The sequence below is a fragment of the Pseudomonas sp. 7-41 genome, assembly GCF_021233075.1.
In the GTDB taxonomy this organism is placed as follows: Bacteria; Pseudomonadota; Gammaproteobacteria; order Pseudomonadales; family Pseudomonadaceae; genus Aquipseudomonas; species Aquipseudomonas veronii.
The window spans coordinates 2,190,327-2,204,963 of the sequence record NZ_CP089551.1 but is presented as its reverse complement, the minus strand read 5'-3'; the positions used below and the strand labels follow the sequence as shown (position 1 = coordinate 2,204,963).

Genomic DNA, 14,637 nt, shown 5'->3' with positions numbered 1-14,637 from the left:
GGATGCCCAGGCGTATAAAGGACTATCTGATCATATTGAGCGCAGGCGTGTGCTTGAGCACCTCTGTGCTCGCTGCTCAAACGGAACCGGAACACTTCACCTTATTGAGCCGCGCAGGCGCCGTTCAACTGGACACTCAACTGGACAAGACGCAACGCCAGTGGCTGCAGAACAAACGCGAACTGGTGCTCGGCGCGGCAGCTCCCGACTACCCGCCCTTCGACCTCACGGCCAGCGGACGCGACTATGAGGGGCTCACGGCCGATTACGCCGGGCTGTTGGCCAAGGCGCTGGCGCTCCCCGTCAGGGTGCTGCGCTACCCCAACCGGGAAGCCTCCATCCAGGCGCTTGAAGCCGGTGAAATCGACCTGCTGGGCTCGTCCAATGGCTTTGAGGCCACCAACCCGCTGCTCACCCTTTCAGCACCGTATGCCGTGGACCAGCCAGTGCTGGTGACACGCGAGGGCGAAACCCGCAGCCTCAGTGAGGGCCTGGCCGGGCTGCGCCTGAGCCTGGTCTATCACTACCTGCCGCTGGGCGAAGTCGAGAAGCTGTATCCCGAGGCGATCATCCACACCTACCCCTCTTATCAGAACGCCCTGAATGCAGTGGCATTCGACCAGGCGGATGTGTTTCTCGGCGATACCATTTCCACCCATTACATGATCAACAAGGGCTATCTTAAAAATATCCGCATGGCCAACTTCGGCAAGCACGAAGCCTATGGTTTCAGCTTTGCCGTGCGCCAGGACCAGCACACCCTCTTGAGCATCCTCAACGCGGTGCTGGCGGCGGTGCCGACCAATGAGCAGGAGAGCATTGCCAAACGCTGGAGTGCGGGCAGCGACATCCTGCTCACCGCGCAAAAACTGCAGCTGACGCAACGCGAAGAACGCTGGCTGAAGACGCACCCGGTGGTCCGGGTAATCGCCAACGAAACCTTCGCGCCATTGACCTTCTTCGATGCCGACGGCAACTTCCGCGGCATCACCGCCGACCTCCTGGAGCTGATCCGCCTGCGCACCGGGTTGCGCTTCGAGATCCTGCGCGCACGCGATGTCAACGCGATGATCGAGCAAATCGATACCGGCAAAGCCGACCTCATCGGCGCCATCATTCCCAGCACGGAACGGGAAGCTCAACTGAACTTCAGTCGTCCCTATCTGGAAAACTCCTACGTATTGCTCACGCGCAAGGAACCCAACGCCCCATCGAATCTTGAACAGATGGCAGGCAAGCGCCTGGCGATCACCCAAGGCAACCCTCTGGAAAGCCTTCTGCGCAAGGATTTCCCGCACATTCGCCTGGTGGAAACCAGTGATACCTTCAAGGCCTCGGAACTCCTGGCCCAGGGGCATGTGGAAGGCGCGGTGAACTCGTTGGTGGTCGCCAACTATTTCCTGTCCTCCCAAGTGTTTCAGGACAAACTGCAGATCAGCGGCAGCATCGGCACCCTCCCCGCAGTCTTTGCGCTGGCCACGTCACGGGGTGCCACCGAGTTGAGCGCGATCCTCGACAAGGCGCTGCTGAGCATCGCCCCCGATGAGCTCGGGGTGATCAACAGCCGTTGGCGAGGCTACGCCGCCGCCTCCGACAGCTACTGGCGCAACTACCACCACCTGATTGCCCAGATCATCCTCGTCACCGGCCTGCTGCTGCTGATTTCCCTGACTTGGAACGCCTACATGCGCCGGGAGATCAAGCACCGCAAGATGGCCGAACGGGCCCTCAACGACCAGTTCGAATTCATGCGCGCACTGGTCAACGAAACGCCGCACCCGATCTATGTCCGCGACCGCAACGGCCTGTTGCAGACCTGCAACGACAGCTACCTGCAGGTGTTCGACGTCAAGCGCGAAGAGGTCATCGGCAAAAGTGTGATGCAGATGAGCACGGCCCAGGCAACCGAAGCGGCTCAGTATCACGCCGACTATCTGCGCGTGGTCGCCGAGGGCAACCCGCTGATCCTTGATCGCACCCTGCTCATCAATGGCAAAAAACTGACGATCTACCACTGGATACTGCCCTACCGCGACTCCACCGGCGAAGTCCAGGGCATCATCGGCGGCTGGATCGACATCAGCGAACGACGCCAGCTGTTCGATGAGCTGCGCGCCGCCAAGGAACGTGCCGACGAAGCCAACCGTGCCAAGAGCACCTTTCTGGCAACCATGAGCCACGAAATCCGCACCCCGATGAACGCGGTGATCGGCATGCTCGAACTGACCCTCAAGCGCGCCGACCAGGGGCATCTCGACCGCCCGGCGATCGAAGTGGCCTACCACTCGGCCAAGGACCTGCTGGAGCTGATCGGCGATATTCTGGACATCGCGCGGATCGAATCCGGCCGCCTGAGCCTGGCACCGGAGCGTGTGAACCTGCGGGAAGTGATCGAGTCGGTGGTGCGGGTGTTCGACGGCCTGGCACGCCAGAAAACCCTGAGTTTGCTGCTGGAGTTCAAGCCCGAACTCGATGACACCGACGTGCTGATCGACCCGCTGCGCTTCAAGCAGGTGCTGTCCAACCTGGTGAGCAATGCGATCAAGTTCACCGAGCGCGGGCAGGTAAAGATCAAGGTGCAGGTGCAAGCCACCGAATTGGCACAGCAGGTCGAAATGAAGCTGGTGGTCGAAGACACGGGGATCGGCATCAGCCGCGACGACCAGTTGCGCCTGTTCGAACCCTTTGCCCAGGCCGACAATTCCGGGCAATTGGCCCGCAGCGGCGCGGGCCTGGGGCTGGTGATCTGCCGCAGCCTGTGCGCGATGATGGGCGGGCAACTGAGCCTGAGCAGCGTGCCCATGGTCGGCACCCAGGTGCATGTCAGCCTGAAGATGAACTGCCTGCAGCCCATCCAGGCCGCGGATGAACCCCTGCCGGCTGCGCCCGCACCGGCGCCGGTGCTCAACGTGCTGGTGGTGGATGATCATCCGGCGAATCGCCTGCTGATGTGCCAGCAACTGGGTTACCTGGGCCACCAGTTCACCGCAGCCCAACATGGCGCCGCCGGGTTCCAGGCCTGGCGCCAGGCACACTTCGACCTGGTGATCGCCGACTGCAACATGCCCATCATGAATGGCTATGAGTTAAGCCGCTCGATCCGTGAGTATGAGCAGCGGGAGCAACTGACACCCTGCGTGGTCCTGGGGTTTACCGCCAACGCCCAGCCCGAAGAGAAGCTGCGCTGCGCCGAAGCCGGGATGAACGACTGCCTGTTCAAACCGATCAGCCTCACGGCGCTGGAACGGCAACTGGCGCAGATCGCGCCGCAGCCGTCCGGCCCGCGACTCGACCTCAGCCACCTGGATGCGCTAACGGGCGGCGATCCGCAACTGACTCGGCGGCTGCTTGAGGAACTGCTGAGCAGCAGTTGTCACGATCGCCAGATATTGGTCACGTTGTGGGCCCAGCAGGCTTCACTGCAGGACATCATCGAGCAGGCCCACAAGATCAAGGGCGCCGCGCGTATCGTCCAGGCCAGTGTACTGGCGGCGCAATGCGAAGCGCTGGAGCAGGCCTGCGCCCGCGGCGATGATCGGGCGGTGATCGAAACCGGCATCAAGACCCTGGAAAAGTGCATGCTGGAACTGGAGCGCCTGCTGCACATGCAACTCAACGGCCTGGGCTCTCCAGGATAGGCAGGAGCGCGCCGCACGGCCCGCCCCCGCAACGGTCGGTCAGCAGTCGGTCAGGCGCAGGAAAATCGCCGCCAACTGCTCGATACCAACCTGGTCTTGCGCGGTAAACCGGGCCAGCGACGGGCTGTCGAGGTCGAGGACGCCAATCAGTCGGCCATCCTTGACCAGCGGCACCACCAGTTCACTGTTCGATGCGCTGTCACAGGCGATATGCCCCGGGAACGCATGCACATCTTCCACCCGCTGGGTCTGGCGCGACGCGGCCGCCGCACCGCACACGCCACGCCCGAACGGAATGCGTACACACGCGATCTGCCCCTGGAACGGCCCCAACACCAACTCTTCGTGACGGTTGAGGTAGAAACCGGCCCAGTTCAAGTCATCCAACTGATTGAACAAAAACGCAGAGAACTGCGCGCTGTTGGCGATGAAATCGCGCTCATCGGCCAGCAGCGACTCCAACTGCGCACACAACATGGCATAGCCATCCAGACCGCTGCCGGCCTGCTGCAAATCGATCATGGTTGACGCTCCAGCAATTTGAGGCCCACCCAGTAACGGGCGAATTGATACGCGCAACGGCCGTTGCGGTTGCCACGCCCGGTGGCCCAGCGCACGGCGAGGATATCGAGGTCTTCATCACGCTGCCACTGCAGGCCGGCCTTGCGCGCCAGCTCGCCGATCCAGTGTTCCACCACGTTCAGGAAATGTTCCTGGGTGAATGGGTAGAACGACAGCCACAGGCCAAAACGGTCGGACAAGGCGATCTTGTCTTCCACCGCCTCACTCGGGTGCAGCTCGCCATCCACGCGTTTCCAGTTATCGTTGTCGCTCTGGTTTTCCGGCACCAGGTGACGACGGTTGGACGTGGCATACAGCAGCACGTTTTCCGGCGCCTGTTCCAGGGAACCGTCCAGCACGCTCTTGAGCACGCGGTAATCGCCTTCACCGGCCTCGAACGACAGGTCATCGCAGAACAGAATGAAACGCTGCGGCAGCTTGAGCAGTTGTTCGACCACACGCGGCAGGTCGGCGAGGTGATCGCGTTCGATTTCGATCAAGCGCAAACCGGCGCTGGCGTGCTGGGCGAGCAAGGCGCGCACCATCGACGATTTCCCCGTGCCGCGCGAGCCCCACAGCAACGCATGGTTGGCGGGCAGGCCGTCGAGGAACTGTTGGGTGTTGCGCGCCAATGTTTCACGCTGCTTGTCCACACCGATCAGGTCGGACAGACGCATGTCCAGGCTGACCTCCAGCGGCAGCAGGAAGCCGCTGCGACCCTCACGCTGCCAACGGGCCGCAAGGCATTGGTTCCAGTCGATGGTTTGGCGCGGGGCTGGCAACAGGGGTTCCAGGCGCGCGAGTACGGCATCGGCACGCTCAAGAAAGGCATTCAATCGAGAATCCACGACTATTCCTCTGGCAAGTTCTTGTAAAAGATGGCGTATTGGCAACCCTGCGGCCGAGCGCTCCGGGCTGCACCTCTAAAACTGACGATTCGTGCCGGGCAAGCCTGAACCTGTGGATGTTCAGCTATGCTTGCCGGGCGAAGGGAAACGTGAAGTGGTTCAACACTCGATGGATATCAAGTTCGCCCACCGCTTGTCTTATAAACAAGCCAGATTGACTGTGCTGGTCGGTTTCGTCTTGGGAACCTTGCTCAGCCTGATCCAGATCGGCATTGATTATGCCAGCGAAGACGCATCCATCAACCGTGAAATTCGTTCGCTGATTGAAATCAGCCATAACCCGGCGTCGCGCATCGCCTACAACATCGACGCCGAGCTGGCCCAGGAGCTGACCCTCGGCCTGTTGCACTCCCCCGCCATCATTCAGGCGCGGTTGACCGACAACAACGGCGTGGTACTGGCCGACGTCGGACGGCCGCGCAAAGAAAGCCCCTACCGGCCCGTCAGCGATTTCCTGTTCGGCGCCAACCGCCAGTTTGAAGACCGGCTGTTCCTCAGCCATATGCCCAACGAATCCCTTGGCGTGCTGCGCCTCGACGTAGACACCTACGCCTTTGGCAGCCGCTTCCTGCACCGCGCCGAGGTCACCCTGATCAACGGATTTGTGCGCAGCCTGCTGCTGACCGGGATCCTGCTGGGCCTGTTCTATGTGATGCTGACCCAACCGCTGGTACGCATCATTCGCGAGCTGAGCACGCGCAGGCAGACACGCCTGGATTGCCCGCCGGGGCACGAGCACGATGAAATCGGCGTGCTGGTCAACGTGGCCAACCAGCAATTCGACACCCTGGAAACCGAGATCCAGCAGCGCCGTCACGCCGAGGACCGCCTCACCGAGTACCTGGGACAACTGGAAAACATCGTCTCGGCGCGCACGCTGGAGCTCAAGGCCAGCAACCAGCGCTTGAGCCAGTCCAACGATGAGTTGGAAGCAGCAAAAATGAACGCGCTGGGCATGGCTCAGGCGCGGGCGGCGTTCCTGGCCAATATGAGTCACGAAATCCGCACGCCGCTCAATGGGTTGCTGGGCATGATCGCGCTGTCGCTGGACAGCCTGCTCAACGCCGAGCAGCGCCAGCAACTGTCGATCGCCCATGATTCCGGCAAGGTGCTGGTGGAACTGCTCAACGATATCCTCGACCTGTCCAAGTTCGACGCGGGCCAGTTGGAGCTGGAGCGCATCCCGTTCGACCTCGGCGCGCTGGTGGAAGACACCGCCAACCTGTTATCGCAGAACGCCGCGCCGAGTGTCGAACTGACGTGCCTGATCGACCCGAAGTTCCCGGCGCAGGTGCTCGGCGACCCGACACGTGTGCGGCAGATCGTCAGTAACCTGCTGTCCAACGCCTTGAAGTTCACGCGCTTCGGCCGCGTGGATGTGCGCCTCAGCGCCCAGGATGGCCGAGTAAAAATCGAAGTGTGCGACACCGGGATCGGCATTGCCCAGGACGCGCAGGTGAAGATCTTCCAGCCGTTCACCCAGGCTGGCGCGGGCATCACCCGCCAGTTTGGCGGCACCGGCCTGGGCCTGGCGCTGACCCATAACCTGTGCGAGGCGATGCACGGTCGGCTGAGCATCAGTTCGGAAGTCGGCTTCGGCAGCCAGTTCTGCGCCGACCTGCCGCTGCCCGCCCATTTACCCGCGCCCCGGCTCGCGCCGCTGACGGGCGAAGTCATTGCAATCACCAGTGCCGACAGCGGCCTGGCGGAGCTGCTCAGCACCCTGTTACCTCACTGGGGGCTGACAGTGCATTGCTATTCTATCGATGAGGACTTGAGCGGGAAAAAACCCGACTTGCTGATCACGGACTGCCCGGAGTGCCTGTTTCGCCTGCGCCCGGCCATCACGGCGCCGATCCTGCTGGTGACCGCCTATGGCAATTTCATGCCCAGTGAGGAAGTCGCGGCCCTGGCGCCGTTGCAGCAACAGGCGCGCCCTTTGAGCCGCAACGCGCTGTACCAGATCCTGCAACGTAATCTGCGCAGCGACGCGCACTTGATCCTCGACCCGATCGCACTCGATGCCACGCCCCTGGTCCACCGGGCACGCATCCTGCTGGTGGAGGACAACCCGGTCAATCAGCTGGTGGCCAAGGGCATGCTCAGCAAGTTGGGCTGCGAAGTGATCGTCGCCGCCCATGGTGGCGAAGCGCTCAAGTTCCTCGAAGAACAGCACTTCGACATGGTGTTGATGGACTGCAACATGCCGGTGATGGATGGCTACGAGGCCAGTCGGCAGATTCGTCGCAGCGGGCGCTGGCCGGACCTGCCCATTGTCGCCCTGACCGCCAACGCGCTGTCGGAAGAACGCGAGCGTTGCCGGGCGGCGGGGATGAATGACTACCTGGCCAAACCGTTTCGCCGCGAAGAACTCAATGCGCTGCTGGACCTGTGGGTGCCTAAGACGACAAGTCTCTGATCTGCGCGAGCAATTGGTCCAACCCCTCGCGCAAGGCATCGGCCTGGTTGAGGTCGACACCGCTGTCGCACAGTAAGCGGGTTTTCAATTGATGGGCCTGGCCGCGCAACTGCACCCCGGCGTGGCTCAGGCTCAAATGCACTTCGCGTTCATCCTGCGCGCTGCGCTGGCGCCTCACCAACCCAAGCTGCTCCAGGCGCTTGAGCAGCGGTGTCAGCGTGCCCGAATCGAGCATCAAGCGCTCGCCCAAGGCCTTGACCGTGGGCTGTGGCGGCGTCGCGTGGTGCCATTCCCACAACACCAGCATCACCACATATTGCGGGTAGGTCAGGCCCAACTGGTCAAGCATCGGTTTATAGGCGCGGGTCACCGCGCGCGATGCGGCGTAGAGCTTGAAACACAACTGGTTGTCCAGCGCCAGGGACACGGTGGGCAGGTCGGTCATTTGAGCAGGGCTTCGATCTCTTGGGTCAACTCCTGGGGTTTGGTGGTTGGCGCAAAGCGCTTGACCACCTGGCCGTCGCGACCGATGAGGAACTTGGTGAAATTCCACTTGATGCCCTTGGAACCCAGCAGGCCCGGCGCGCGTTTTTTCAACTGCACGAACAGCGGGTGGGCAGCGCCACCATTGACGTCGATCTTCTTGAACAACGGGAAGCTGACGCCGAAATTCAGCTCGCAGAACTCGGCAATCGCGCCTTCGTTGCCCGGTTCCTGCTTGCCGAACTGGTTGCACGGAAACCCCAGCACCACCAGGCCCTGATCCTTGTACTGCTGCCAGAGTTGCTCCAGGCCCTTGTACTGCGGGGTGAAGCCGCATTTGCTGGCAGTGTTGACCACAAGAATGGCCTTGCCGGCAAAATCGGCCAAGGTCTTTTGCTCACCCTTGATGGTGGTGCAAGGGATGCTCAGCAGGTTGTCGCTCATGGCAATGCCTCGGATCAGGAGAAAGAAGGCAAAACATAGCGAGCAATTCAATTGTGTGCAATTGAATTGATCAAACTGATAGCCCGGTATACATCGCCCCCGCGCAAGACGCAGGGGCGACTCAGGCTCAGCGCGGCACGAGGTCCAGGCACACCGAGTTGATGCAATAGCGCAGGCCGGTCGGCGGCGGGCCATCCGGGAACACATGCCCCAGGTGCGCGTCGCACTTGGCGCAGGTGACTTCGGTGCGGATCATGCCGTGGCTGACATCGCGGATCTCGATCATCGCGCGGTCGGCGATCGGTGCGTAGAAGCTGGGCCAGCCGCAGCCGGAATCGAACTTGGTGGAAGAATCGAACAGCGGCTCATTGCAGCAGATGCAGTGATACACGCCGTCGGTCTTGGTGGCATTGTACTTGCCGGAAAACGGCCGTTCGGTGCCCTTCAGGCGGCACACGTTGTATTGCTCCGGATCGAGCATCGCTTTCCATTCTTCAATGGTTTTCTGCAGCTTTTCCATCAGTACACCTCGGCAACTGAAAAACCCTGATCTGTGTCTTTTCCAGGGATCAGGCGGCACGTATGATTGCGCCTCTTCAACCCGGCAGTCTGGCACCCGCGTTAGCGGCATTCAAACGTATTTATGGGTGCGACCAACGCAGGATTCTCAGCACGGTAGGCTTCGCACCGTCTGGATCGTTCATTTTCAGGATCACATCGCCATGCAGGTCAGCAAATCGAACAAGCTCGCCAACGTCTGCTACGACATTCGCGGCCCGGTGCTCAAGCACGCCAAGCGCCTGGAAGAGGAAGGCCATCGCATCCTCAAGCTGAACATTGGCAACCCGGCGCCCTTTGGTTTCGAAGCGCCGGACGAAATCCTCCAGGACGTGATCCGCAACCTGCCCACCGCCCAGGGCTACAGCGATTCCAAAGGCCTGTTCAGTGCGCGCAAGGCGGTGATGCAGTATTACCAGCAGAAGCAGGTCGAAGGTGTCGGCATCGAGGACATCTACCTGGGCAACGGCGTGTCCGAACTGATCGTGATGTCGATGCAGGCCTTGCTCAACAATAGCGACGAAGTGCTGGTGCCGGCGCCGGACTACCCGCTGTGGACCGCCGCGGTGACCCTGGCCGGTGGCCGCCCGGTACACTACCTGTGCGACGAAGGCGCCGACTGGTTCCCGGACCTGGCCGACATCAAGGCCAAGATCACCCCGAACACCAAGGCGCTGGTCATCATCAACCCGAACAACCCGACCGGCGCCGTGTACTCGCGGGAAGTGCTGCTGGGCATGCTCGAGCTGGCGCGCCAGCACAACCTGGTGGTGTTCTCCGACGAGATCTACGACAAGATCCTCTACGACGATGCCGTCCACATCTGCACCGCCTCCCTCGCGCCGGACCTGCTCTGCCTGACCTTCAACGGCTTGTCCAAGTCCTACCGCGTGGCGGGTTTCCGCTCCGGCTGGGTCGCCATCTCCGGGCCCAAGCACAACGCCCAGAGCTACATTGAAGGCATCGACATGCTGGCCAATATGCGCCTGTGTGCCAACGTACCGAGCCAGCACGCGATCCAGACTGCGCTGGGCGGTTACCAGAGCATCAACGATCTGCTGCTGCCTCAGGGCCGCCTGTTGGAACAACGCAACCGCACCTGGGAATTGCTCAACGACATTCCCGGCGTCAGTTGCGTGAAGCCGATGGGCGCGCTGTACGCCTTCCCACGCATCGACCCGAAAGTCTGCCCGATCCTCAACGACGAGAAGTTCGTGCTCGACCTGCTGCTGTCGGAAAAGCTCCTGGTGGTGCAAGGCACCGCGTTCAACTGGCCGTGGCCGGATCACTTCCGCGTGGTGACCTTGCCGCGTGTGGATGACCTGGACATGGCCATCGGTCGCATCGGCAACTTCCTCAAGTCCTATCGCCAGTAACGACTATGACGCTGTACGACCGGGATCTGGTCGTACAGCGAGTATCTGGCAACACTTCTCTGCCCATTGCCCCCGCTCCGCACTGCGTTTGCCCCTCTCCCAGCGCGTGCCCCCTATAATCAAAGGGCCGCGAGGCAACAGGAGGCTGATCAAGCGGGGCAATACAGGTGGGAAATTCCCTTCAAGACTCTACATTCAGGCTGTAGGACACAGTTTGAAATAGTCGCTCGGTTGAATCACCCCATGTCGCACCTTATATACCCCGCAGTACGCGACATATTTAGCATGAGGAGAACTCTACAACCATGATGCGCATCCTGCTGTTCTTGGCCACCAACCTGGCGGTCGTGCTGATTGCCAGCATCACCCTGAGCCTTTTCGGCTTCAACGGGTTCATGGCGGCCAACGGGGTCGATCTGAACCTCAATCAGCTGCTGATCTTCTGTGCGGTCTTTGGTTTTGCCGGCTCGCTGTTCTCGCTGTTCATCTCCAAGTGGATGGCGAAGATGAGCACCAGCACCCAGGTCATCACTCAGCCACGCACCCGGCATGAGCAATGGTTGCTGCAGACCGTCGAACAGTTGTCCCGCGAGGCCGGTATCAAGATGCCGGAGGTCGGGATCTTCCCGGCCTATGAAGCCAACGCCTTTGCCACCGGCTGGAACAAGAACGACGCGCTCGTTGCGGTGAGCCAGGGCATGCTGGAGCGCTTCTCCTACGATGAAGTCAAGGCGGTGCTGGCCCACGAGATCGGCCACGTGGCGAACGGTGACATGGTCACCCTGGCGCTGGTCCAGGGCGTGGTGAACACCTTCGTGATGTTCTTCGCGCGAATCATCGGCAACTTCGTCGACAAGGTGATCTTCAAGAACGAAGAAGGCCGCGGCATTGCCTACTACGTGGCAACCATCTTCGCTGAACTGGTGCTGGGCTTCCTGGCCAGCGCGATCGTGATGTGGTTCTCGCGCAAACGGGAATTTCGCGCGGACGAAGCCGGTGCCCGCCTGGCTGGCACCGGGGCGATGATTGCAGCCTTGCAGCACCTGCGCTCCGAACAGGGCCTGCCGGTGCATATGCCGGACAGCCTGACCGCCTTTGGCATCAACGGCGGCATCAAGCAGGGCCTGGCGCGCATGTTCATGAGCCACCCGCCGCTGGAAGAGCGGATTGACGCACTGCGTCGTCGCGGCTGACCGCTTGGCGGCGACACGGAAAGGGGCGATCTGATCGCCCCTTTTTTGTGGGCGCCTTACCCGCCCAGGACTCAGCGCTTCGTGAGTCGATAGACTCGCTCTTCCAGCCGGGTTACGCCGTCCTGAACGAACTTCCAGCTCTCACCCAAAACGTCCTGCTCCTCAAGCACTTCGAGGGCCCAGTGCGCCCCCAGCAGCACCTTCACCTCATCATCGGTCACCGCAAACGGTGGGCCGGCCTTTTGCGTCTGGTCGTAGTCGAGGGTAATCAGCAACCCCTTGCAACCCGGCCCCAGAAGCGTATTGAGGTGCTCGGTGTAGCGCGCCCGCATCAGCGGCGGCAAGGCGATCAACGCCGCGCGGTCATAAAGCGCCGTGCAATCGAGCAGCGCCTGCGCGTCCAGCGCGAAGAAATCACCGCACCACACCTCGATCACATCCGCCTGGTACACCTTGAACACGCCGCGTTGGCTGATACGCGGTATCAGCCCCTGCTCACTGAAGAATGCCTCAACCGCCTGCTCCGACAGCTCTACCCCGAGCACGCGACAGCCTTGACTGGCCAGCCACACCAGATCCAGGCTTTTGCCACACAAGGGCACCAGCACCTTTGCCCCCTGCGCGACCGCCAACTGCGGCCAGTGCCGTTGCAGATAGGGGTTGACCTCGGGCAAGTGAAAACCGATCTGATTACGTGCCCAGCGCTCCCGCCAAAACTGAGAATCCATACATCACCCTGAAAATTCGATCAAAAGGCGCTAAAACTTATATTAGATTTAGATCATTGATCTGATTGAAGATGGGGCATGTTAACCCTGAGGGCCCTTCTTATGCTCCCCACTCTGTTTATCTCCCATGGTTCGCCCATGCTCGCCCTGCAACCCGGTGCCAGCGGCCCGGCCCTGCAGCGCCTGGCAGCTGAACTGCCACGGCCGAAGGCGATTGTGGTGGTGTCGGCGCATTGGGAAAGCCAGGAATTGCTGGTCAGCGGCAACGCCGCACCGGAAACCTGGCATGACTTCGGCGGCTTTCCGGCCGAGTTGTTTGCCGTGCAATACCCGGCGCCGGGCGACCCGCAATTGGCGCGCGAGATTGTCGAGTTGCTGCACGCCGATGGCTTGAATGCGCGCATCGATGAGCGCCGTCCCTTCGACCACGGCGCCTGGGTGCCGCTGTCGCTGATGTACCCGGCCGCGGATATCCCGGTGGTGCAGGTGTCCTTGCCCAGCCGTTTGGGCCCTGCCCTGCAGACCCGGGTCGGACACGCCCTCGCCAGCCTGCGCGAACAAGGCGTGTTGCTGATCGGCTCCGGCAGCATCACCCACAACCTCGGCGAGCTGGATTGGCACGCCGGGCCCGAAAGCATCGAGCCGTGGGCGCGGGCGTTTCGTGACTGGATGGTGGACAAGCTTGCCGCCAACGACGAAGCCGCGCTGCACGATTATCGCCGCCAGGCGCCCAACGCCGTGCGCAGCCATCCCAGTGATGAACATTTACTGCCGCTCTACTTTGCGCGGGGTGCCGGCGGCGACTTCAGCGTGGCGCACCAAGGCTTCACCATGGGCGCGCTGGGCATGGACATCTACCGCTTCGGCTGACGCACATCCCGATGCGCGGGAAAACCCAGATTGAGGGCCGCCCATAAAGCGAGCGCGGCCCAAGAAGAAAACCCGGAAATCCTCACCTGCGTGGGCCTTCCGAGTTTTTGCATCGCCAACCTTTTCAAGGGGCGCAACTCCAACAGGCGTAGCGTTGAAACGCTTACTCAGGCTCTATCAACAGCGCCTTCAGGCTTTCTTCTCATAACCTGCGCCCTGAAAAGAGAATTGTATTTCCTTACCTTTACCCGCTTCGCTGATCACCCGCTGCAGTCCCACCATCGAGTTCTTGTACCGGCCATAGAGCCCATCACTCTTGATTTCACCCACCCTGACATTGCCCTTATCGTCTGTAGTAAAGGGGGCGGAGAAACTACCGCGAGTAGGTGCGATCTGCGAACTTCGGTCTATTTTCGCGCCATAATGTTCGACGAAGCCTCTGTCTCTGCCAGCCAAGGCAAACTTCTGATCGACATAAATATCTTTGACATGCTGCTTGGGGCCCGGCATGTCGGAATCGGTAACGTCCTGAATAAACCCCCTCAACTTATGGGCATCCTCAGGATCTCGTTCTACCGTGAGGTTATATTTATTCCCAAATTTAAAATCTACCAAGGTGCTGTTACTGGCGCCTTTTCCCCCATCAAACTCGGGGCGGCCTTGTGGCGCCTTGAAATGCTCACCGTTTCCAGAAAACACAATCAGCGCCTTGCCATCCCCGCGCGGCTGCATCCCAATATAGCCACGGCCAAGAGGCCGACCTTGCGCATCATTGACGCCAAACTGCATCGCATAATAAATCCCTGCGTCCTTGCTTCCTTTTCGTTGAAGGCCTTCGTCGATACTCATTGGAAACGTAATGTTACTCAACCCAGCGCCAGGCGCGGACAGCGAGTAACTCAGGCCATACAACCCATTAGGCGATGTGGCTACCTTCTTGATTTCCAGTTTCGGATCGCTGACTTTATTAAGCGTTGACGTCGTGGTCGCAGACGCTACAGGCATGGATGGCGTATTTCTTCTTGAACGAGCGGCCGCGGCATCCGAAGCGAGTGCGCGCTCGGTCCATGGCAAACCGTGCTCGCGCGCTGGCTCTCTCGCCTGATTAACAGGCGGTTGGCTGGGAGGATAAGTCGCAGGCTCAGGCATTGTTTGTGGAAACAACTGTGAATTACTAATACGCATAATAGCCACAGCTCCTTTCTGGAAAAATCAATCAATAGCCGTCAAGCCCGGCGCCTATCCCTCGACACGGTTACAAGCGAACCTTTCCAACTTGAACAACTGACGAGAGCAGATTGAGAGCGTTTTTTACCCTTGAGCGATGCAACTCAGGTTTATCCGCCCCCCCGTCACTTGATAGTAAAAACTTTACGCAAAGCCGGCTGCCAGAAAGGCCGCTCAGAAACTCAGACTTTTCCTAAACCCAATAAGATCAGTAGCTGACCGTTATGGCCGA

Annotated in this window: 12 protein-coding genes; 5 read left to right on the top strand and 7 right to left on the bottom strand. The window is 60.7% G+C overall.

The window, feature by feature from the left end; genetic code table 11:
• The first annotated feature begins 2 nt into the window (after positions 1–2).
• Positions 3–3,638, top strand: coding sequence for a transporter substrate-binding domain-containing protein (locus LQ249_RS09960; RefSeq protein WP_201022051.1), 3,636 nt, complete (start codon positions 3–5; stop codon positions 3,636–3,638).
• Between the two features lie 39 nt (positions 3,639–3,677).
• Here the strand turns inward: LQ249_RS09960 and LQ249_RS09955 are convergent, their stop codons facing one another.
• Together LQ249_RS09955 and LQ249_RS09950 are read right to left on the bottom strand one after the other, a co-directional pair.
• Entirely contained in the window at positions 3,678–4,160 is a 483-nt protein-coding gene (locus LQ249_RS09955; RefSeq protein WP_017849415.1) for a GAF domain-containing protein, read from the bottom strand.
• Entirely contained in the window at positions 4,157–5,047 is an 891-nt protein-coding gene (locus LQ249_RS09950) for an ATP-binding protein (protein ID WP_026140337.1), read from the bottom strand. Before LQ249_RS09950 ends, LQ249_RS09955 begins: the two co-directional genes overlap by 4 nt.
• Before the next feature lie 169 nt (positions 5,048–5,216).
• Between LQ249_RS09950 and LQ249_RS09945 the strand changes: the two genes are divergently transcribed.
• The gene (locus tag LQ249_RS09945; protein ID WP_232566430.1) at positions 5,217–7,526 is read left to right on the top strand and encodes a hybrid sensor histidine kinase/response regulator; all 2,310 of its coding nucleotides are present in this window, start codon (positions 5,217–5,219) and stop codon (positions 7,524–7,526) included.
• Here the strand turns inward: LQ249_RS09945 and LQ249_RS09940 are convergent.
• The 3 genes from LQ249_RS09940 to msrB form a co-directional block, all read right to left on the bottom strand.
• Positions 7,507–7,971: a MarR family winged helix-turn-helix transcriptional regulator gene (locus LQ249_RS09940; protein ID WP_046384229.1), complete on the bottom strand. Its 465-nt coding sequence runs from the start codon at positions 7,969–7,971 to the stop codon at positions 7,507–7,509. The two genes, LQ249_RS09945 and LQ249_RS09940, sit on opposite strands and share 20 nt — an antisense overlap.
• On the bottom strand, positions 7,968–8,453 hold the full coding sequence (locus LQ249_RS09935; RefSeq protein WP_017849411.1) for a glutathione peroxidase: 486 nt from the start codon (positions 8,451–8,453) through the stop codon (positions 7,968–7,970). The genes LQ249_RS09940 and LQ249_RS09935 overlap by 4 nt, the downstream gene beginning before the upstream one ends.
• 127 nt (positions 8,454–8,580) lie before the next feature.
• Positions 8,581–8,973 (bottom strand): peptide-methionine (R)-S-oxide reductase MsrB, encoded by a 393-nt coding sequence (gene msrB / locus LQ249_RS09930; protein ID WP_134939760.1) that lies wholly within the window; start codon positions 8,971–8,973, stop codon positions 8,581–8,583.
• Between the two features lie 202 nt (positions 8,974–9,175).
• Here msrB and LQ249_RS09925 point away from each other — a divergent pair, with 202 nt between their 5' ends.
• Positions 9,176–10,387, top strand: coding sequence for a pyridoxal phosphate-dependent aminotransferase (locus LQ249_RS09925; protein WP_017849409.1), 1,212 nt, complete (start codon positions 9,176–9,178; stop codon positions 10,385–10,387).
• A gap of 305 nt (positions 10,388–10,692) precedes the next feature.
• Positions 10,693–11,580, top strand: coding sequence for a protease HtpX (gene htpX, locus LQ249_RS09920; RefSeq protein ID WP_017849408.1), 888 nt, complete (start codon positions 10,693–10,695; stop codon positions 11,578–11,580).
• A 71-nt stretch (positions 11,581–11,651) separates the two neighbouring features.
• Here htpX and LQ249_RS09915 read toward each other — a convergent pair whose 3' ends face one another.
• On the bottom strand, positions 11,652–12,308 hold the full coding sequence (locus LQ249_RS09915) for a thiopurine S-methyltransferase (protein ID WP_126587923.1): 657 nt from the start codon (positions 12,306–12,308) through the stop codon (positions 11,652–11,654).
• A gap of 102 nt (positions 12,309–12,410) precedes the next feature.
• On the opposite strand from LQ249_RS09915, the gene LQ249_RS09910 reads away from it, so the two are divergent.
• Entirely contained in the window at positions 12,411–13,178 is a 768-nt protein-coding gene (locus LQ249_RS09910) for a DODA-type extradiol aromatic ring-opening family dioxygenase (protein ID WP_232566429.1), read from the top strand.
• 189 nt (positions 13,179–13,367) lie between these two features.
• Here the strand turns inward: LQ249_RS09910 and LQ249_RS09905 are convergent, their stop codons facing one another.
• Positions 13,368–14,363 (bottom strand): hypothetical protein, encoded by a 996-nt coding sequence (locus LQ249_RS09905; protein WP_232566428.1) that lies wholly within the window; start codon positions 14,361–14,363, stop codon positions 13,368–13,370.
• Positions 14,364–14,637: the final 274 nt, after the last annotated feature.